General features: G+C 66.4%; 11 protein-coding genes. 4 read left to right on the top strand and 7 right to left on the bottom strand.

Annotation, left to right across the window (positions count from 1 at the left end; all coding sequences use genetic code 11):
• Window positions 1-291 precede the first annotated feature (291 nt).
• Window positions 292-1,116 (top strand): ankyrin repeat domain-containing protein, encoded by an 825-nt coding sequence (locus tag KTQ42_RS04600; protein ID WP_217344430.1) that lies wholly within the window; start codon window positions 292-294, stop codon window positions 1,114-1,116.
• 158 nt (window positions 1,117-1,274) lie between these two features.
• Here the strand turns inward: KTQ42_RS04600 and purL are convergent, their stop codons facing one another.
• A complete protein-coding gene (purL, locus tag KTQ42_RS04595) occupies window positions 1,275-5,297 on the bottom strand; it encodes a phosphoribosylformylglycinamidine synthase (RefSeq protein WP_217344429.1) in 4,023 nt (1,340 codons plus the stop codon).
• Window positions 5,298-5,538: 241 nt separating this feature from the next.
• Between purL and KTQ42_RS04590 the strand changes: the two genes are divergently transcribed.
• Window positions 5,539-5,937, top strand: coding sequence for an antitoxin Xre-like helix-turn-helix domain-containing protein (locus KTQ42_RS04590; protein ID WP_217344428.1), 399 nt, complete (start codon window positions 5,539-5,541; stop codon window positions 5,935-5,937).
• Complete coding sequence (locus KTQ42_RS04585; protein ID WP_249222638.1) at window positions 5,909-6,646, top strand: RES family NAD+ phosphorylase; 738 nt, start codon at window positions 5,909-5,911, stop codon at window positions 6,644-6,646. Before KTQ42_RS04590 ends, KTQ42_RS04585 begins: the two co-directional genes overlap by 29 nt.
• A gap of 30 nt (window positions 6,647-6,676) precedes the next feature.
• Here the strand turns inward: KTQ42_RS04585 and KTQ42_RS04580 are convergent, their stop codons facing one another.
• The gene (locus tag KTQ42_RS04580) at window positions 6,677-7,534 is read right to left on the bottom strand and encodes an SDR family oxidoreductase (RefSeq protein WP_217344427.1); all 858 of its coding nucleotides are present in this window, start codon (window positions 7,532-7,534) and stop codon (window positions 6,677-6,679) included.
• 219 nt (window positions 7,535-7,753) lie between these two features.
• On the opposite strand from KTQ42_RS04580, the gene KTQ42_RS04575 reads away from it, so the two are divergent.
• Window positions 7,754-9,025, top strand: coding sequence for a cytochrome P450 (locus KTQ42_RS04575; protein ID WP_217344426.1), 1,272 nt, complete (start codon window positions 7,754-7,756; stop codon window positions 9,023-9,025).
• Between the two features lie 31 nt (window positions 9,026-9,056).
• On the opposite strand, the gene KTQ42_RS04570 is transcribed toward KTQ42_RS04575, so the two are convergent.
• The 5 genes from KTQ42_RS04570 to KTQ42_RS04550 all read right to left on the bottom strand — a co-directional run bounded on the left by KTQ42_RS04570 (window position 9,057) and on the right by KTQ42_RS04550 (window position 20,291).
• Window positions 9,057-10,370, bottom strand: a complete 1,314-nt coding sequence (locus tag KTQ42_RS04570; RefSeq protein ID WP_217344425.1) for an MFS transporter — start codon at window positions 10,368-10,370, stop codon at window positions 9,057-9,059.
• 598 nt (window positions 10,371-10,968) lie between these two features.
• Complete coding sequence (locus KTQ42_RS04565) at window positions 10,969-12,429, bottom strand: efflux transporter outer membrane subunit (RefSeq protein ID WP_217344424.1); 1,461 nt, start codon at window positions 12,427-12,429, stop codon at window positions 10,969-10,971.
• A 5-nt stretch (window positions 12,430-12,434) separates the two neighbouring features.
• The gene (locus tag KTQ42_RS04560) at window positions 12,435-15,749 is read right to left on the bottom strand and encodes an efflux RND transporter permease subunit (RefSeq protein WP_217344423.1); all 3,315 of its coding nucleotides are present in this window, start codon (window positions 15,747-15,749) and stop codon (window positions 12,435-12,437) included.
• The gene (locus KTQ42_RS04555; protein ID WP_217346813.1) at window positions 15,746-18,853 is read right to left on the bottom strand and encodes an efflux RND transporter permease subunit; all 3,108 of its coding nucleotides are present in this window, start codon (window positions 18,851-18,853) and stop codon (window positions 15,746-15,748) included. Before KTQ42_RS04555 ends, KTQ42_RS04560 begins: the two co-directional genes overlap by 4 nt.
• A 25-nt stretch (window positions 18,854-18,878) precedes the next feature.
• Window positions 18,879-20,291, bottom strand: coding sequence for an efflux RND transporter periplasmic adaptor subunit (locus KTQ42_RS04550; protein ID WP_217344422.1), 1,413 nt, complete (start codon window positions 20,289-20,291; stop codon window positions 18,879-18,881).
• Window positions 20,292-20,472: the final 181 nt, after the last annotated feature.

The raw sequence follows: 20,472 nt of genomic DNA, 5'->3' as shown, positions 1-20,472 counted from the left end.
ATAGTGAGCCAGGATTTACCGTAGGGCGTAATACCCCGCAGGGGCATTGCGCGAAAGCCGTCGCTCACGGTCAGCGCTAGATGCCTGCCCGGTCCTTGCAAAAACGGTGCAATGCCCTTCGGGTATTGCACCCTACGCAGATTGCCAGATGCGCCGCCAATGGCTTCGATCCAAGCATGCAAGTTCATCCAACACCGACAACACGCTTTTCTTTGCGAACATCCCTTTAGCGGGTCACTAAGCTTCCGTTAACAAGGCAAGCCTTTCTTCCGGCCGACTGTGGAGCAGCGAATGGACAACATGGACGACGCGCATATCAACGCAACCTTGCACAGCCTCTACTGGCGCGCCGGTGGCCGCCGGACAGCCGGCGCCGCAACAATGCTGCGACGCATCGTCGACGATGGCAGCAACCTGCACCGGCAACGCGCATTTCCCGCGCATTTTGAAGAGATCCTTCTGGCATTGCTTGCGAGGGAGTGTATCGCACTGGATGCAGAGTATCGGCAGGACCTGCTGGAACTGGCTTGCGAGACCGGCTACACCAGACTGGCATCGCGCCTGCTGACAAGCGACGCCGCGCTGACTGCCGAGAACGGCGCATTATGCATGGCCATCGCCATCCAGCACGCTCATGTCGCACTGCTGCCAACCTTGCTCGACGCAGGCGTATCCGTGCATGGAGACGACTCTGCGACGCCGGTATTGAGCCACGCGATCGCCGCCGGAAACAGCGCCGCGGTCGAATTCCTGATTGCATCCGGCGCCAGACCGGACCAGCAAGGCCATGCGCTGGCCATGGCCGCGATCCATAACCACACCCAGGTGCTGCGGCTCTGCCTGGCGCAAGGCGCATCCCAGGAAGCGCTGGACGATGCCTTCGCCATGGCGCTGGCCGCGCAACAGCCGGAAGCCATGGCAACCCTGCTGGAAGCAGGCGCAAGCGCCGAGGCAGCATTGCAGCAAGCGCAGCAAGGCGGCGACAAGGAAGCACTAGGACTGATTCGCGCGACTCTGTTTGCGCAGGGCCGCTACGATCAACTGGTATCGCAGGGGGAAATGAAGGCGGCAGCGCTGGCCCTGCAGCCGGCGGTCATCCTCAACAAATCGGCTTGAGCACCTTTGGCCGGACTGACTGGGCTGGCCGACACGGTCCATGATGACCCCGGCACCAGGTTGCGGCTCTTCGCCGCAACCCGTGACGACAAAACCCACACCCTGTACCGAGGCCAGTTTGCCTTGGCCCGACCCAAACCGCTGAGCCCGACAGCGCCTTAACCCACCCACACCCGCGCATTGCGGAACATGCGCATCCACGGCGTGTGCTCGCCCCAGCCATCCGGATGCCAGGACTGCTGCACCGTGCGGAATACCCGCTCCGCATGCGGCATCAGCACCGTGAAGCGGCCGTCGGGCGTGGTCACCGAAGTGATGCCCTGCGGCGAGCCGTTCGGGTTGTACGGATAAGCCTCGGTGTGTGCGCCCTTGTTGTCGACGAAGCGCATCGCCACCAGTGCGTCGCCGAGGCTGCCGGTCTGCGAGAAGTCCGCATGGCCTTCGCCATGAGCGACCGCGATCGGCGCCTGGGTGCCGGCCATGCCCTGGAAGAAGATGGACGGCGAATCGTCTATCTCCACCATCGCAAAACGCGCCTCGAACTGCTCTGAACGGTTGCGGGTGAACTTCGGCCAGGCATGGGCGCCGGGGATGATGGACTTCAGGTTGCTCATCATCTGGCAGCCATTGCAGATGCCAAGCGCGAAGGTGTCGTCGCGGTTGAAGAAGGCGGAGAACTGCTCGGCCAGCTGCATGTTGAACAGGATGGTCTTCGCCCAGCCCTCGCCCGCGCCCAGCACGTCGCCGTAGGAAAAGCCGCCGACCGCGATCGCGCCCTTGAAGTCGGCCAGGCGGGCACGCCCGGCGATCAGGTCGCTCATGTGCACGTCCACGGCTTCGAAGCCGGCCTTGTGCATCACGTAGGCGGTTTCGATATGGGAGTTCACGCCCTGCTCGCGCAGGATGGCAACCCGTGGCCGGGCGCCGGTGCCGATGAAGGGCGCGGCAACGTCCTGTTCCATGTCGAAGCTGACCCTGGGCGTGATGCCGGGGTCGGCAGCGTCGTTGATGCGCTCGTATTCGGCATCGGCGCAGGCCGGGTTGTCGCGCAGGCGGGCGATGCGCCAGCTGGTTTCGCTCCACAGCTTTTGCAGCGCCATGCGCGGCTGCTTGTAGATCACCTTGGCGTCGCGGGTGAATTCGATGTCGTCGCGCGGATTGGTCTTGCCGATGATGTGGCCGACCGCGCCCAGGCCGAACTCGCGCAGCACATTCATCGCGTCGGACTTCTGCTCGGCGCGCACCTGCAGCACCGCGCCCAGTTCCTCGGAGAACAGCGCGCGCAGCGTCAGCTCGTTGCGGCGCTCGCCGACCTGGGTTGCCCAGTTCTTGGAGTCGCCCCAGTCGGAGGCATGCTCGCCTTCCATGGTCAGGATGTCGAGGTTGACCGACACGCCGGTGCGCCCGGCGAAGGCCATCTCGCACAGCGTGGTGTACAGGCCGCCGTCGGAGCGGTCATGGTAGGCCAGCAGCCGGCCTTCATCGTTGAGGCGCTGCACCGCGCCGAAGAAGGCCTTCAGCTGCTCCGGATTGTCGACGTCGGGCGCCTGGTTGCCGATCTGCTGCATCACCTGGGCCAGTACCGAGCCGCCCATGCGGTTGCGGCCGGCGCCGAGGTCGACCAGGATCAGCGCGGTGTCGCCGAGGTCGGTACGCAACTGCGGCGTCAGCGACTTGCGCACGTCGGTCACGCGGGCAAAGGCCGACACGATCAGCGAGACCGGCGAGGTTACCGCCTTGGCCTGGCCGTCGGCTTCCTTCCAGGTGGTGCGCATGGACAGCGAATCCTTGCCGACCGGGATGCTGATCCCCAGCGCCGGGCACAGCTCCATGCCAACCGCCTTCACGGTGTCGAACAATGCCGCATCCTGGCCGGGCTGGCCGCAGGCCGCCATCCAGTTGGCCGACAGCTTCACGTCCGACAGCGCAGCGATCGGCGCGGCGGCGATATTGGTAATGGCTTCGCCGACCGCCATGCGGCCCGAGGCGGGCGCGTCGATCACGGCCAGCGGCGTGCGCTCGCCCATCGCCATCGCCTCGCCGATATAACCTTCAAAGCTCATGGTGGTGACCGCGCAGTCGGCCACCGGCACCTGCCACGGACCAACCATCTGGTCGCGCACGGTGGTGGCGCCGACGGTGCGGTCGCCTATGGTGATCAGGAAGGACTTGTCGCCAACGGTGGGCTGGCGCAGCACGCGCTCGGCGACTTCCTCCAGCACCATGCCGGTCAGGTCGACCGGCGGCAGTTCGACGGCGACGCGGCTGACGTCGCGGTGCATCTTGGGCGGCTTGCCGAGCAGCACATCCATCGGCATGTCGACCGGGTTGTTGTCGTTCTGCGGATCGATCACCTTGAGCTGGCGTTCCTCGGTGGCATGGCCAACCACGGCGAACGGGCAGCGTTCGCGCTCGCACAGGTACTGGAACAGCGCCAGGTTTTCCGGGGCGATCGCCAGCACGTAGCGCTCCTGCGATTCATTGCTCCAGATTTCCTTGGGCGCCATGCCGCTCTCTTCCAGCGGCACGCGGCGCAGGTCGAAGATGGCGCCGCGCCGGGCGTCATTGGTGATTTCCGGGAAGGCATTGGACAGGCCGCCGGCGCCGACGTCGTGGATCGACAGGATGGGATTGTTGCCGCCCATGGCCCAGCAGGCATTGATGACTTCCTGCGCGCGCCGCTCCATTTCGGGATTGCCGCGCTGCACCGAGTCGAAATCGAGGTCGGCGGTATTGCTGCCGGTGGCCATCGAGGACGCGGCGCTGCCGCCCATGCCGATGCGCATGCCGGGACCGCCCAGCTGCACCAGCAGGCTGCCGACCGGCAGCTCTTCCTTCTTCGTATGCTGCGCGGCGATGTTGCCGATGCCGCCGGCGATCATGATGGGCTTGTGATAGCCGTAGACGGTGCCGCCGACGTTCTGTTCATAGCTGCGGAAATAGCCGCCCAGGTTGGGCCGTCCGAACTCATTGTTGAAGGCGGCGCCGCCGAGCGGGCCGTCGACCATGATCTGCAGCGGCGAGACGATGCGGTCCGGCTTGCCGTAGATGCCGCCCTGCGCATGGGCGTCGCGGGCCGCTGCCGGCTGGGCGACGTCGCGCGCGTTTTCCCAAGGCTGGACCGCATGGGTCAGCATCAGGTTGGAGACGGTGAAGCCGGTCAGGCCGGCCTTGGGCTTGGCGCCGCGGCCGGTGGCGCCTTCGTCGCGGATCTCGCCGCCGGCGCCGGTAGAGGCGCCCGGGAAGGGCGAAATGGCCGTCGGGTGGTTGTGGGTTTCCACCTTCATCAGGATATGGGTCAGTTCCTCGCTGGCCTGGTAGACATTGCCGGCCTTTGCGCCACGCGGATAGAAGCGCTGCACCTCCGCGCCCTCGATCACAGAGGAATTGTCGCTGTAGGCAACGATGGTGCCCTGTGGATTCAACTGGTGGGTATTGCGGATCATCGCGAACAGCGACTTGTCCTGGCGCTCGCCGTCGATGGTCCAGTCGGCATTGAAGATCTTGTGCCGGCAGTGTTCGCTGTTGGCCTGCGCGAACATCATCAGTTCGACGTCGGTCGGATTGCGGCGCGCCTCGGTGAAGGCTTGCATCAGGTAATCGATCTCGTCATCCGACATCGCCAGGCCCAGCTCGGCATTGGCCGTGACCAGCGCGGCCTTGCCGCCTGCGAGCACGTCGACAAAGGCCAGCGGCCTGGCGGCCAGTTCGCGGAACAGGCCGACGGCGTCGTCGGCGCTGCGCAGCACCATTTCCGTCATGCGGTCATGCAGCGCGGCGGCGACCGGCAGGGCGCTGCCGTCGGCCAGGCGGCGCGCGCCGCCCAGCAGGCCGGATTTCACCGTGACACGGTAAGCCACGCCGCGCTCGATGCGGTGGATATGGCTCATGCCGCAGTTGTGCGCAATGTCGGTTGCCTTGCTGGCCCAGGGCGAGATCGTGCCGAAACGCGGAATCACGACGAACAGGTCGCCCTCCTCATTGCCGACGGCCGGCTCGCCATAGGTCAGCAATGCGCCAAGCCGCGCCTCATCGTCGCTGGACAGCGTATTGGCGGCGTCGATGAAATGCAGGTAACGGGCGGAGACGCCGGTAATGGCGGCATCGATGCCTTGGAGCTGGGTCAGCAAACGTTGGGTGCGAAAGGCGGACAGGGCATTGGAGCCCGGCAGAATCAGCATGGCGAGAAGAGAGTTGATGCACCGCGGCTAGTGTGTTGCGTCCGCCGTGCGGGTTGCGTCGGGAAAACGCGATTATAACCTGCCGCATCGGGCTGCCTATGCGGCATCGGCATGGGACGATGCAGGACCGGACCGCTGCAGCCGGATCTGCCGCTCAAAAAGCGGTAGACAATCCAGACAAAGCGTGATAGTTTCCAGTGAAATTAAATGCATTGAATATTTCCCTGGAAAGGCAGCTGCCATGAATGCCTATTCTCTTCAGTCCCCGGCGTCGATTGCCGGCTCCCAGCCCGACCCGGCTGCCACCCTCAGCAAGGCGGTACGCAATGTCGCCAGCCTGCTGGAACTGCGACAAAACTCCCTTGCCCGGATACTCGGCATCAGCGCCGCAACGGCATCGCGACTGTGCGCCGGCAGCTATCAGCTCAGTCCTGAACGCGGCAAGGAATGGGAACTGGCGCTGCTGCTGGTAAGACTCTTCCGCTCGCTGGACGCCATGCTGGGCCATGGCGCCGACGCCCGCACCTGGCTCAATTCCGACAACCTGGCACTGGCCAGCAAGCCGCTGGCGCTGATGGAAAGCGCAGAAGGACTGGTTCGCGTGCTGCACTATGTCGATGCCCACCGTGGCCGGATCTGACGACCTGGCCAGCCATGCTGCCAGCCTGAATCTGGCGATATGGCGGGCGGTGGAAGCGCAGCATCAGGTTGCCACCATGGTGCTGGTGGACACCCTGGACGAACAGGCATTGCTGGAAAGCCTGCTGGATGATTCCAAGCCGCCGCTGCCGGATGCAATGCGCAGTCTGCACTGGCTGCTGTTCACCCCGTTTCGTTATCCACCGCTGCCGTCCGGATCGCGCTTTCGTGGCCCGGCCGAGCCTGGCGTCTTCTACGGTGCCGATGAAAGACGCACCGCCTGCGCCGAACTGGGCTACTGGCGCTGGCGTTTCCTGAGCGACAGCCCGGCGCTTGACGCAATCGGGCCAATCGCCCAGACCCTGTTTCTCACGCCCGTGGCGGGACTGGGCATCGACCTCCGGCTTCCGCCTTTCAATGCGAGGCAGGCTGACTGGATGCATCCCACCGACTATGCCGCCTGCCAGGCACTGGCACGCCAGGCCAGGAACGCCGGGCTGCAGCTGATCCGTTATGCCTCGGTACGCGACCCGGCGTCCGGCGGCTGCACGGCGCTCTTGTCCCACACCGGGTTCGCCGCCGACAAGCCTTCGGCAAATGAATCCTGGACGCTCGTCGTGACTCGCGAGCATGCGATCTGGCGCCAGACCTCGGTGTTCGAGAACCAGGCATTCGAATTCAGCGCAGCCGCATGGCGCGCTGCTGCCTGAATCGCCCTGGCCGCTCAGCCGCTTACCCGCTTAGCCGTTGATCACCTCACCGCCATTCGGATGCAGCACCTGGCCGGTCATGTAGCTGCCGCCGTCGGACGCCAGGAACACATAGGCCGGCGCCACTTCCTCCGGCTGGCCTGGCCGCTTCAGCGGCACGCTCTCGCCAAAGCTTTCCACCTTCTTCTCGTCGAAGGTCGAGGGAATCAGCGGCGTCCAGATCGGCCCCGGCGCAACGCCGTTCACATGGATGCCCTTCTCCGCCAGTCCCTGCGACAGCGAACGGGTGAAGGCCACGATGGCGCCCTTGGTCGAGGCATAGTCCAGCAGCTGCGGGCTGCCGCGATAGGCGGTGACCGAGGTGGTGTTGATGATGCGCGATCCTTCCTTCAGGTGCGGCAGCGCTGCCTTGACCATGAAGAACATCGAAAAGATGTTGGTGCGGAAGGTGCGTTCCAGCTGTTCGGCGCTGATGTCGGTAATGGCGGGTTGCGGATGCTGCTCGGCGGCATTGTTGACCAGAATATCGAGATGGCCCAGCTCATCAGCCACCCGCCGCACCGCATCCTGGCAGAACGACTCGTCGCCGACATCGCCGGCGATCAGCACGCATTTGCGGCCCGCCTCCTCCACCAGCTTGCGGGTTTCGGCGGCATCCTGGTGCTCGTTCAGGTAGAGCACCGCCACATCCGCGCCCTCCTTTGCAAATGCCGCGGCCACGGCCCGGCCGATGCCGCTGTCGGCGCCGGTGATCAGCGCCACCTTGCCGTCGAGCTTGCCGCTGCCGCGGTAATCGGGCGGAATCGTATTGGGCTGGGGCGACATCTGTTTCTGGGAACCCGGCTGCTGCTCCTGGTGCTGCGCCGGTACGCTGCTTGGCTCGTCCATGTCTGGCTCCTTGCTGTGTGTGGCTCACCGGCCTTCACGCCGGCCCATGGCGCACATCATAGGAGGCGCGGGCCGTTCGATCTGTCGGACAATGCTGCAAATCGAAGTAGGACAATGGCGAGCCATGAGTGGTGAATGCGCCAGGCAGGTGGGGCCGGCGAACTAGCGCCATGCATCCGGCTCTAATCAGCCTGTCAATATTGATGCGGAGCCATAACCATGACAACGACCACCGCCGTCGCCCGCACTGCCATCCCAAGGGAACCCGGCATCGACCATACCGTGGCGCTGCTCAGGGAAGGCTACCGCTTCATCGGCGAGCGCTGCCAGGCCTATGGCAGCGATGTCTTCGAAACCCGGCTGATGATGAGCCGGGTGTTCTGCGTCAGCGGCGAGGACGCCGCCCGGATGTTCTACGTGCCTGACCGTTTCACCCGCCGCGGCGCCCTGCCGCCGAATGCGCTGACGCTGCTGCAGGACTATGGCAGCGCGATCATGCTGGACGGGCAGGCGCATCGCCATCGCAAGCGCCTGTTCATGTCGCTGCTGCAGCGGCAGTCGGTCGAACGCATGACGCAGCTTGCTGTCGAGCAGTGGCGCGCCCGCATCGACGCCTGGGAAGGCATGAAGGAGGTCGTGCTGCACGATGAAGTGGAAGGGATATTGTGCCGCGCCGTCTGCGCCTGGGCCGGCATCGAACTGGGCGCAGGCGAAGCCAGGGAGCGCACCGTGGAATTCGCGGCGATGATCGACGGTGCCGGCTCGGTCGGCGCCCGCAATGCGCGCGGCCAGATGTTGCGGGCACAGACCGAGCGCTGGGCGCGCGGCCTGATCGAAGGCGTGCGCGACGGCAGCCTGGATGTGGCGCATGACTGCGCGCTGGCAATCATTGCACGGCATCAGGATGAGAACGGGAAAGCACTGCCCTTGAATGTGGCGGCGGTGGAACTGGTCAATCTGCTGCGGCCCACCGTCGCGGTGGCGCGCTACATCACCTTTGCCGCCCTTGCCCTGCATCAGAATCCGCAATACCGCGAAGGCCTGGCCGCCGGCCACGACGACAGGCTGCAGTGCTTTGCCCAGGAAGTGCGGCGTTTCTATCCCTTCTTCCCGATGGTGGGCGGACGGGCGCTGCAGCCTTTCGAATGGCGCGGGCATCTGTTCCTGCCGGGCGACTGGGTGGTGCTGGACCTGTACGGCACCAATCATGACCCGGCCCTGTGGCCCAGGCCGAATGTGTTCCGGCCGGAGCGCTTCGAGAACTGGGACGGCAATCCCTTCACCCTGATCCCTCAGGGCGGCGGCGAGCATGACAGCGGGCACCGCTGCGCCGGTGAATTCCTGACCATTGCTCTGATCAAGGGCCTGACGCGGGAACTGGCCGCGATGCGCTATGTGGTGCCGCGCCAGAACATGTGGATAGACCTGGGCCGGCTGCCGGCGATCCCGGCCAGCCGCTTCATCATGAGCAATGTGCAGCCGGCCTATTGAATGTGCCGCCGGCTGCCCTGCCGATACACGATCAGCGATTGACCAGGCTGCGCGGCTGCAGTAGCGCCAGCAATGCGCCGAGGAACAGCGCCGCCGACACCACGTACATGCCGGCATTGGTGCTATGGGTGACATCCTTCATCCAGCCGATGATGGACGGGCTGACGAAGCCGGCCAGGTTGCCCACCGAGTTGATCAGCGCAATGCCGGCCGCGGCCGCGGTGCCGCCGAGGATGGCGCTCGGATAGGTCCAGAACACCGGCATGGTGGCCAACAGGCCGGCCGTGCCCAGGGACAGCGCGGCCATCGCCAGCGTGACGTTGTCGCCGAAGATGGTGGCCAGCATCAGGCCCAGGCCGCCCAGCGCGCTGGCGACGGCGAAGTGCCAGCGGCGCTCGCGGTTGCGGTCGGCGCTTTTGGCGTTGAAGAGCATCGCCACCACGGCGCAGCCGTAGGGAATTGCCGTGAGCATGCCGACATCGAGCGCGTCCTTCACGCCGGCCGCCTTGATCAGCGTTGGCAGGTAGAAGCCAACGCCATACAGGCCCATCATGCAGCAGAAGTAGATGGCTGCCATCAGCCAGACGCGGGCGTTGCCGAACACGCCCGACAGGCCATGGTCGGCCTTGCCGCTGTTGTCGCCGGCGATGTTTTCTTCCAGCAGCCGCTTTTCCTCGGCATTGAGCCAGGAGGCGCCGGAAATACTGTTGGGCAGATAGAAAATGGTGATGGCGCCGAGGATCAGTGAAGGCACCGCCTCGATCACGAACAGCCACTGCCAGCCTGACAGGCCGTTTGCGCCATGGAAGGCATTCAGGATCCAGCCCGACAGCGGTCCGCCGATCACGCCGGCGATCGGGATGCCGATCATGAATAGCGCATTCATGCGGCTGCGGCGCTGCGCCGGGAACCAGTAGGTCAGGTACAGCACGATGCCGGGAAAGAAGCCGGCTTCCGCCACGCCCAGGAAAAAGCGCAGCACGTAGAACATGGTCGGGCTGGTCACATACATCATCGCGCCCGACAGGATGGCCCAGGTGATCATGATGCGGCCGATCCAGACACGGGCGCCCACCTTATGCATGATGATGTTGCTCGGCACTTCGAAGAAGAAATAGCCGATGAAGAAAATGCCGGCGCCGAGGCCGTAGACGGTTTCGCTGAACTGCAGGTCACTGAGCATCTGCAGCTTGGCGAAGCCGACATTGACGCGGTCGAGATAAGCCGCGACATAGCAGATGAACAGGAAAGGCAGCAGACGCCAGGTGACCTTGGCATAGGTCGCGGCTTCCAGCTGCTGGCGCGCGGAAGACGCTGCGCCGTACGGTAGCGTGGTGGTATTCATGATTATCGGGGGAAGGAGAAAGGAAGGAGTCGCGCTACCGTGCGGGCGGCAGCCATAAAAATGAGGATGTAATTGTTACATCGACATCGGTACCGCGAGGTGAATGTTTTTTGTCGATCGGATTGGCTTTGCGCCGAATGCCGGAATAATTTTCACCTGTACGACAAATCACCCCACGCGGTAATCTCCAGCAGGCAAAGACCTGCGTTTCCTTTCCAGTGGGTAGCCTGGGTGACGCGCAGCGCAACCCGGGCCATCCATCGGTGAAGCCAGCCGTTGTGCCAGAGAGAGGGAAAGGGCAGGGTTTGAGAATTGGCCAGGAAAGTCCGGGATGCGTCTCTTGCACAAAGGAGGCAATCCCGGGTTGCGCTGCGTTTCACCCAGGCTACGCTTGCTGAACGAGCCGCTACCGCGATTGGCAAGCTGCGGCAGACAAGACCATGCGTTCGATTCTCCAGGTTGTAACCATGCACCAAAGCGACCAGCAGATTCGTAGGGTGGAATACCCCTGCGGGATATTCCACCCTACAGCGGGATGGCCATTCCCATGATGAGCGCTCATTCCGGCTTCCCCTTCCGCATGCAAGCCTCTAGCCCGTTACGGATTCCCCTGCCCCGTCCACCCGCCGCCCAGCGCCTGCATCAACGCCACCGCCACGATCTGGCGGTTGGCCTGCAACTGGGCCAGCGTGCGCCGCGCCTGCAGCGCGGTGGCTTGCGCCGTGACGACCTCGGTATAGCTGACCTGGCCGGCGCGGTAGCGGTTCAGCACCTGCTGTTCGGCCTGGTCCGCCGCGCTGGACGCGGTGCGGCGCAATTCGAGCTGCTGCGACAGCACGCGGCTGGCGGCGAGCTGGTCTTCCACATCCTGGAAGGCCACCAGCACGGTCTGGCGATACTGGGCCGCAGTGCGCTCGTGCGCGGCGCGGGCGCTGGCCACCTGGGCATTGACGGCGCCGGCGTCGAAGACGCGCTGCGCCAGCGACAGCCCGAGCGACCAGGCCGCGGCGGATGCATTGAACAGGTCGCCGACCCGGCTGGCGCCATAGCCGTAGGACGCGGAGAGGCCGATGCCGGGGAAATAGCCGGCGCGGGCTACGCCGATGCTCGCATTCGCGGCCGCCACCCGACGCTCGGCGGCAGCGATGTCCGGGCGCCGCTGCAGCAGGGTCGCCGGCAGCACCAGCGGAATGTCCGGCACCGTGGGCTGCCATGCCGCCGGCGCCAGGCTGAATTCGGCCGGCGTCTTGCCCAGCAGTACCGCGATCGCATGTTCCAGCTGCGCGCGCTGCCGCTGCAGCGCCACCAGGTCGGCGCGGGCGGTGGCCAACTGGGTCTGTGACTGGAACAGGTCGGTCTTCGGCGCCACGCCGGCGTCGTAACGGTTCTGCGTGATCTGCAGCACCCGCTCGTAGCCGGCAATGGTGGCCCGCAGCAGTTCGGCCTGGACATCGGTCTCGCGCAGGTTCAGATAGTTGGCCGCCAGCTCGCCCTGGGCCGACAGCGTGGCCAGCGCAAGGTCGGCGGCGCTGGCCTGGGCCTGGGCAGCGGCATTCTGCACGCCGCCGCGCAACCTGCCCCACAGGTCGGGTTCCCAGCTGCCGCCCAGGCTGACCTGGTAGCTGTTGCCGAGCCGCGCGCCCGTCGCGGCGGACGACACGCTGCGCGAGCTGCTGCGATCGGCATCGGCGCCCAGCGACACGGCCGGAAACAGGGCCGCGCGCTGTCCGGCCACCAGCGCCCTCGCCTGCGCATAGGCGGCGCTGGCGGCGGCCACGTTCTGGTTCGACACCTGCACGGCGGCCACCAGGTCGTTGAGCACCGGGTCGTTGAAGATGGTCCACCAGGCGCCGCGCGGCGCGTCGTCCGCCGGCGTGGCCGGCACCCAGTCGCCGGCTTCCTTGAAGCCCGCGGGCAGGTTGACGGGCGGCGCTTCATAGGCCGGCGCCAGCGCGCAGCCGCCGAGGACGGCGCACAGCGTTGCGGCCAGCATGCGTCGTTGCGAAGGAACAGTCAGGGAAGGAACGGTCAGGGAAGGAACGGTCAGGGATAGGCGCATGGTGTTCAGGTCGATTGCGGTTCGGCGGTGCGGGCCAGCGCCCGCTCGCCCGGGCTGCGCCGGCGCAGCTTGTCGAGCAGGATGTAGACCACCGGCGTGGTCAGCAGCGTCAGCAGCTGGCTGGCGATCAGGCCGCCGATGATGGCAACGCCCAGCGGCCGGCGCAGCTCTGCGCCTTCGCCGAAGCCGATGGCCAGTGGCAGCGCGCCCAGCGCCGCCGCCATGGTGGTCATCAGGATGGGACGGAAGCGCAGCAGGCAGGCCTCGCGCACCGCCTCCAGTGCCGACAGGCCGCGGGCACGCTCGGCTTCGAGCGCGAAGTCGATGATCATGATCGCGTTCTTCTTCACGATCCCGATCAGCAGGAATACGCCGATCAGCGCGATGATGGAAAAGTCCATGTCGAACAGCAGCAGCGCAATGATGGCGCCGACGCCGGCCGACGGCAGCGTCGACAGCACCGTGATGGGATGCACCAGGCTTTCGTACAGCACGCCCAGTACGATATAGATCACGATCAGCGCGGCGGCGATCAGCATCGGCTGCTGGTCCTGGCTTTCCTGGAAGCCGCGGGCAGTCCCTTCGAAGCTGCCGCGCACATTGATCGGCATGCCGATGTCGGCCTCGGCCTGGCGCACCGCGGCCTGCGCCTGGGTCAGGCTGACGCCCTCGGCCAGGTTGTAGGAGATGGTGGTTGCCAGTTCCGCATCCTGGTGGCTGATGGAGGTGGCGGTCGCGCGCTCGCTGAAGCTGGCGAAGGCTGACAGCGGCACCATGGTGGTTGGCGTGGTGCTGATCGCCTGGCCGCTGGCGGCGTCGCGCAGGCCCGGGTTGACGGCGGTGCTGGTGCCGGTGGTCGCGGCGGCTGCGGTGGTCGTGGTGGTTGTCGTTCCTGCGCCGGCCGTGGCGCCGGTGGCTGCCGGCGTCATCGTCGCGCTGGCCACGCTGGTGCCGGCGGCCAGGCCGGTAGTGGGCGTGGTCGCGGCAACGCCACGGGCCGGCACGTACACATCGCGCAGCGACTCCGGGCTGCTTGCATAGGCCGGCCCCACTTCCATGATGACCCGGTACTGGTTCAGCTCATCGTAGATCGTCGATACCTGGCGCTGGCCGAAGCTGTTGTAGAGCGCATTGTTGACGTCGCGCGAATTCACGCCCAGCCGCGAGGCGCTGTCGCGGTCCACCGTGACGAAGCTCTCGACCCCGTTCTCTTCCTGGTCGGTGTCGATGTCGATCAGCGCCGGCTGGCTGCGCATCGCATCGGCAAGCCGGCTGGACCAGCGCTTCAGGTCGGCGATGTTGTCGCTCTTGAGCGTGTACTGGTAAGTGGAATTGCTGGAGCGCCCGCCCATGCGCAGGTCCTGCACCGGGTTCAGGAAGATGCGTAAGCCCGTCACCTGCGACAGCTGCGGCCGCAGCCGGGCAATCACTGCCTGGCCACGATCCGTGCGCTGGTCCGCCGGCTTCAGGGCGATATACATGAAGCCGCCGCCGGCGCGGCTGCCGCCGGTGAAGCCGACCACGGTATCCACCGCCGGGTCGCGCCGGATGATGTCGACCACGCGGCGCAGCTTGTCCTGCATCGCCTCGAAGGAAATGCTCTGGTCGGCGCGGATGCCGGCGGCGATCTGTCCGGTGTCCTGGGTCGGAAAGAAACCCTTGGGCGCGGCCTTGAACAGGTAGACATTCATGCCCACCACCGCCACCAGGATGAACAGCACCAGCCAGCGGCTGTCCAGCGCCCAATCCAGGCTGTGCTCATAGGCGCGCTGGGTCAGCGCAAAGCCGCGCTCGAAGAAGCGCGACAGCCGTCCGGGCGGCTTGTGCTGCCCACCGGGCTTGAGCAGCCAGGCGCACATCATCGGCGTCGTGGTCAGCGAGATCACCAGCGAGATCATCACCGCCGCCGACAGCGTGACCGCGAACTCGCGGAACAGGCGGCCGACCTGGCCGCCCATGAACAGCAGCGGGATGAATACCGCCACCAGCGACAGGCTGATCGACAGCACCGTGAAGCCGACCTCGCGCGCGCCCAGCAGCGCGGCCTTGAAGCGGTCCATGCCGGCCTCGATATGCCGGCTGGTGTTTTCCAGCACCACGATGGCATCGTCGACCACGAAGCCGGTGGCCACCGTCAGTGCCATCAGCGACAGGTTGTTGAGCGAGAAGCCCAGCGCATACATCACGCCGAAGGTGCCCAGCAGCGACACCACGGTGGCCACCGCCGGAATGATGGTGGCGCGCAGGCTGCGCAGGAACACGCTGACCACCAGCACCACCAGCACGATGGAAATGACCAGCGTCATCTCGATCTCGCGCAGCGAGGAGCGGATCGACAGCGTGCGGTCCGATGCCACCTGCAGCCTGATGTCCGGCGGCAGCTGGGCCTGCAGCGACGGGATCAGCCCGCGCACGCTGTCGACGGTCTGGATCACATTGGCGCCGGGCTGGCGGGTGATGATCACCACCACCGCCGGCTGGCCGTTGAACAGGCCCAGCGTGCGCTTGTTCTCCTGTCCGTCATACACCCTGGCCACGTCGGACAGCCGGATCGCCGCGCCATTGCGCCAGGCCACCACCAGGCCGCGGTAATCGGCGGCCGTGCGGCCGCCGCCGGCCGAGGAGCGGGTATAGATCTGCAGCCGCCGGTCGTCGCCCTCGATGGCGCCCTTGGGCCGGTTGGCATTGCTGGCCTGGATCGCGGCGCGCACGTCTTCCATGCTCACGCCGTAGCGGTTCAGCGCGAACGGCAGCAGCTCCACCCGCACCGCCGGCAGCGAGCCGCCGCCCAGCTCCACATCGCCCACGCCTTCGACCTGCGCCAGGCGCTGCTGCACGATATTGGAGACTTCGTCATACACCTGGCCCGGCGTGCGGCTGCTCGAGGTCAGCGCCAGGATCATCACCGGCGCATCCGAGGGATTGATCTTGCGGTAGGTCGGGTTGCTGCGCAGCGTGGCCGGCAGGTCGACCCGGGAAGCATTGATCGCCGCCTGCACCTCGCGCGCGGCGGCATCGATCTTGCGCGACAGGTCGAACTGCAGGCTGATGCGGGTCGAGCCATTGCCGCTGGTGGAGGTCATCTCGTTGACGCCGGCAATCACGCCCAGTCTCCGTTCCAGCGGCGTGGCAACGCTGGTGGCCATGGTGTCGGGACTGGCGCCGGGCAGCGTGGCCGATACCGAGATCGAGGGAAAGTCCACCTGCGGCAGCGGCGACACCGGCAGCACAAGGAAGGCGGCGATGCCGGCCAGCGCGAGGCCGATGGTCAGCAGCACCGTGGCAATGGGCCGCCGGACAAAGGGCGCTGACAGGTTCACGCGCCCGCCTCTTCCGCCGTTTGGCCACGCTGGCCGCGTCCGCCGCGCAGGCGCTGGCCGAGCCGGTCGAAGGCCAGGTAGATCACCGGCGTGGTGTAGAGCGTGAGCATCTGGCTCACGATCAGGCCGCCGAAGATGGACAGGCCGAGCGGCCGCCGCAGTTCGGCGCCCTCGCCCCAGCCCAGCATCAGCGGCACCGCGGCGAACAGCGCCGCCAGGGTCGTCATCAGGATCGGGCGGAAGCGCAGCAGCGCGGCCTGGTGGATCGCCTCGCGCGGCGCGCGGCCCTCGTTGCGCTCGGCGTCGATGGCGAAGTCAATCATCATGATCGCGTTCTTCTTCACGATGCCGATCAGCAGGATGATGCCGATGATGCCGATCACGCCCAGGTCTTCGCCGCTGAGCATCAGCGCCAGCAGTGCGCCCACGCCGGCCGACGGCAGCGTCGACAGGATGGTCAGCGGATGCACATAGCTTTCATACAGCACGCCCAGCACGATATAGACGCACACCACCGCGGCCAGGATCAGCCACAGCTGGTTGGTCAGCGAAGCCTGGTAGGCGCCGGCCGCGCCGAGGAAGGTCATCGACACGCTGGCCGGCATGTCGATCTCCTGCGCGGCATGGCGGATGGCATCGACCGCCCTCCCCAGCGACACGCCCGGCGCGGTATCGAAGCCCAGCGTGGTGGCCGGATACTGCGCCACATGGGTCACCTGCAGCGGCGCCGGCTGCTCGCTGATGCGGGCAATCGCCGACAGCGGCGTGGGCTTGCCGGCGCTGGTGCGCAACTGGAGCGCGCCCAGCGTCTGGGGCGTGGCCAGGCCCTGCTGCTGCGCTTCCAGGATCACCCGGTACTGGTTGGTCTCGGTGAAGATGGTGGAGACGATGCGCTGGCCGAAGGCGCTGTACAGCGCCTCGTCGACTGCGGCCGCGGTGATGCCCAGCCGCGAGGCGGTGTCGCGGTCGATCTCGACCACCGCCGCCAGGCCGGAAGCGCCGGCGTCCGACACCACGTTGCGCACCTGCGGCACCTGCTGCAGCCGGCTCGCCAGCTTGCCGGCCCATTCATTCACGGTGGCGCTGCGCGCGCCCTCCAGCGACAGCCGGTACTGGGTCGGGCCGCTCTCGGCATCGATGGTCAGGTCCTGGGTCGGCTGCAGGTACAGCGTCACGCCGGCCACCCGGCCGACCCGCTCGCGCAGCCGGCCCATGATGTCGGCCAGCTTGCCGTCGCGCTGGTCCTTCAGGTTGATCAGCATGCGGCCGGTGTGCAGCATGGTGTTGTTGGCGGCGTCCACGCCCACGAAGGAGCTCAGGTTTTCCACCGCCGGATCTTCCAGGATGGCTTGCGCGGCGGCCTGCTGGAGCTCGGTCATGCGCTGGTAGGACACCGACTGCGCCGCTTCCACCCGCGCCTGCAACTGGCCGGTATCCTGGGTCGGGAACAAGCCTTTCGGAATCAGGATGTAGAGCACCACCGTCAGCGCCAGCGTGGCCAGGGCCACCAGCAGCGTCAGCCCCTGGCGCGCCAGCACCCATTGCAGCGAACGGTCGTAGCGAACCATTACGCTGTCGTAGACGCGCTGCAGGCGGCCGGCAGGCTGGTCGGCGTCGATGCCGGCATGGCTTTTGAGCCAGCGGCCCGACATCATTGGCACCAGCGTCAGCGACACCACGGCCGAGATCAGGATGGTGATGGCCAGCGTGATGGCGAATTCCCGGAACAGCCGGCCGACCACGTCGCCCATGAACAGCAGCGGAATCAGCACCGCGATCAGCGACACCGTCAGCGAGATGATGGTGAAGCCGATCTGCGCCGCGCCTTTTAACGCCGCCGCCATCGGCGGCTCGCCTTCCTCGATGTAGCGGGCGATGTTCTCGATCATCACGATCGCATCGTCCACCACGAAGCCGGTGGCGATCGTCAATGCCATCAGCGACAGGTTGTTCAAGCTGTAGCCCAGCAAATACATCGCGCCGCATGCGCCGATCAGCGAGATCGGCACGGCCAGGCTGGCGATCACGGTCGCGCGCAGGTCATGCAGGAAGGCGAAGATCACCAGCACTACCAGCACCACCGCCAGCAGCAGCTCGATCTCCACATGCCGCACCGAGGCGCGGATGCCGGTGGTGCGGTCCGACAGCACATCCACCTGCAGCGACGCCGGCAGGCCGGCCTGCAATTCGGGCAGGCGGGCCTTGATCGCGTCCACGGTGGCGATCACGTTGGCGCCCGGCTGGCGCTGCACGTTCAGGATGATGGCCGGCTTCATGCCGGCCCAGGCCGCCAGCTTCACGTTCTCGGCGCTGTCCACCACCTTCGCCACTTCGGACAGCCGCACCGGCGCGCCATTGCGGTAGGCAATGATCAGCGATGCATAATCCTGTGCCGTCACCAGCTGGTCATTGGCATTGATGGTGAAGGAGCGCGTCGGGCCGTCGAAGCTGCCCTTGGCGCTGTTGGCATTGGCCGCGCTGATGGCATTGCGCAGGCTGTCCAGGCCGAGGCCATAGGACGCCAGCGCCTGGCTGTCGGCCTGGATGCGCACCGCCGGCCGCTGGCCGCCGGACAGGGATACCAGGCCTACGCCCGATACCTGGCTGATCTTCAGGGCCAGCCGGGTATTGACCAGGTTCTGCACATCGGTCAGCGGCAGGGTGTCGGAGGTGATGGCCAGCGTCAGCACGGGCGCGTCGGCCGGATTGACCTTGGCATAGACCGGCGGCGCCGGCAGGTCGGCCGGCAGCAGCGAGGAACCGGCATTGATCGCGGCCTGCACTTCCTGTTCGGCCACGTCGAGCTTCTCGCCGAGATCGAACTGCAGGGTGATCACCGATACGCCGGCGGCGCTGGTGGAACTCATGCGCTGCAGGCCGGACATCTGGCCGAACTGCCGTTCCAGCGGTGCGGTGACGGTCTGGCTCATCACCTCAGGGCTGGCGCCCGGATACAGGGTCTGCACCTGTATCGTCGGGAAATCGACTTGCGGCAGCGCCGACAGCGGCAGGAAGCGGAAACCCATGAAGCCGGCCAGCACGATGGCCAGCATCAGGAGCGAGGTCGCGACCGGGCGCTGGATGAAGGGTGTTGAAGGGCTCATGCCTGGTGCATCCTCGAAGCGGGCATCAGCGCGGGGTGGCTGGCGCAGCCGGGGCGGCGCCGGTCGGCGGCTGGCTTGCCGGCGCGGCTGGCCGTGCGCCTTCAGGCGCTGCTGCTGGCGCGGCGCCTTCCGTTGCCGGGGCATTATTGGCACCACCGGCACCACCGGCACCACGGCGGCGCTCGCCCTGACGGCGACCACCGCCGCCGCCCGCACCGGGCCGCTCGCCCGGCAGCGACACCTTGTCGCCATCCTTCAGGCGGTCGGCGCCTTCGGTGATGACCCGCTCGCCCGCTTCCAGGCCGCTGACGATCTGCACCCGGTCCGCCGTGGCCTGTCCGCGCTGCACCTTGCGCTGCGAAACCGTGCGTTCCTGGGGATTGAGCACATAGACATAGGCGCCGCTGCTGCTGTTGCGCAGCGCATTGACCGGCACCGCCACCGCGCCCGGGATGGTGCGCAGCATCATCTTCACATTCACGAACTGGCTCGGAAAGAGCGCGCCATCCTGGTTATCGAAACGCGCCTTGGCGCGCACCGTGCCGGTCTGGGTATCGACCTGGTTGTCGAGGGCGCGGAAGCGGCCTTCGCCCAGCACCGTGGCGCGGGTGCGGTCGAGCGCGCTGACCTGCATCGCGCCAGCCTGGCGCAGGCCTTCCTGCACTTCGGGCACCCGGTCCTGGGGAATGGCGAACTGCACATCGATCGGCGACACCTGGGTGATGACGGCGATGCCGTTGGCATCGTTGGGTCCGATCACATTGCCGACGTCCACGCTGCGCAGGCCGACCCGGCCGCTGATCGGGGCCACTACCTTGCTATAGCCGAGATTGAGCTTGGCGGTGCCTTCGGCGGCGCGGTCGGCCAGCACCGTGCCTTCCAGCTGGCGCACCAGTGCGGCCTGGGTGTCGACCTCCTGACGCGCAATCGAGTCCTGCGCCAGCAGCGTGCGGTAACGCTGCAGCGTCAGCTTCGCATTCTCCAGCTGCGCCTCGTCGCGCTGGCGCTGGCCGCTAGCCTGCATCAGCGCCATCTCGAACTGGCTGGGATCGATCACGGCCATCACCTGCCCCGCTTTCACGAGCTGGCCTTCGGTGAACAGGATCTCGCGAAACACGCCCGACACCTGGGGCCGCACGGTAACGGTGGCAGCCGAGGTGACCGTGCCAATCGCCTCCAGCGTAACCGGCAGATCGATTCGCTCGGCCATTCCCACGCCTACTGTCGTGGCAGGCGCGCCGCGCCCTCCCGGACCGCCCGGACCGCCGCCGGCGCCCGGCCCGCCCTCCGGCTTGGGACGCGTCAGATGCCAGACCAGCCAGCCAAGAGCAAGCAGGGCCGCAATGGCGATGATCGTGCCGAGCAGGCGGCTTCGGGTCTTGCGTGGAACGGTTGTGGTGGTCGTGCCGGGAGGCGTGTCGTTGACTCGTGAATCCATTAACTGTCCTTGGTATGCGGCGCCCTGGCTGCGGGGGCGGATCAGATACTAGCATGGTGATGTATCGGGTTTGTATCGCCTGTTTAACATGTAGGCACATGCGCGGCGCCGGCAATCCGGCCAGCGAAAAGCCGGAACTTGCGCCGGCGGGTCGCCTCTGAAAACAGTGGCGCGGGGCACA

The sequence above is a fragment of the Noviherbaspirillum sp. L7-7A genome (genome assembly GCF_019052805.1).
GTDB lineage: Bacteria > Pseudomonadota > Gammaproteobacteria > Burkholderiales > Burkholderiaceae_D > Noviherbaspirillum_A.
This window is presented reverse-complemented; position numbering and strand designations above follow the sequence as displayed.

What these genes read in the sequence shown, in the direction of transcription:
- KTQ42_RS04600 (WP_217344430.1), top strand. Translation starts at nt 292, where the DNA reads ATGGACAACATGGACGACGCGCATATCAACGCAACCTTGCACAGCCTC.
- purL (WP_217344429.1), bottom strand. Translation starts at nt 5,297, where the DNA reads ATGCTGATTCTGCCGGGCTCCAATGCCCTGTCCGCCTTTCGCACCCAA.
- KTQ42_RS04590 (WP_217344428.1), top strand. Translation starts at nt 5,539, where the DNA reads ATGAATGCCTATTCTCTTCAGTCCCCGGCGTCGATTGCCGGCTCCCAG.
- KTQ42_RS04585 (WP_249222638.1), top strand. Translation starts at nt 5,909, where the DNA reads ATGTCGATGCCCACCGTGGCCGGATCTGACGACCTGGCCAGCCATGCT.
- KTQ42_RS04580 (WP_217344427.1), bottom strand. Translation starts at nt 7,534, where the DNA reads ATGGACGAGCCAAGCAGCGTACCGGCGCAGCACCAGGAGCAGCAGCCG.
- KTQ42_RS04575 (WP_217344426.1), top strand. Translation starts at nt 7,754, where the DNA reads ATGACAACGACCACCGCCGTCGCCCGCACTGCCATCCCAAGGGAACCC.
- KTQ42_RS04570 (WP_217344425.1), bottom strand. Translation starts at nt 10,370, where the DNA reads ATGAATACCACCACGCTACCGTACGGCGCAGCGTCTTCCGCGCGCCAG.
- KTQ42_RS04565 (WP_217344424.1), bottom strand. Translation starts at nt 12,429, where the DNA reads ATGCGCCTATCCCTGACCGTTCCTTCCCTGACCGTTCCTTCCCTGACT.
- KTQ42_RS04555 (WP_217346813.1), bottom strand. Translation starts at nt 18,853, where the DNA reads ATGAGCCCTTCAACACCCTTCATCCAGCGCCCGGTCGCGACCTCGCTC.
- KTQ42_RS04550 (WP_217344422.1), bottom strand. Translation starts at nt 20,291, where the DNA reads ATGGATTCACGAGTCAACGACACGCCTCCCGGCACGACCACCACAACC.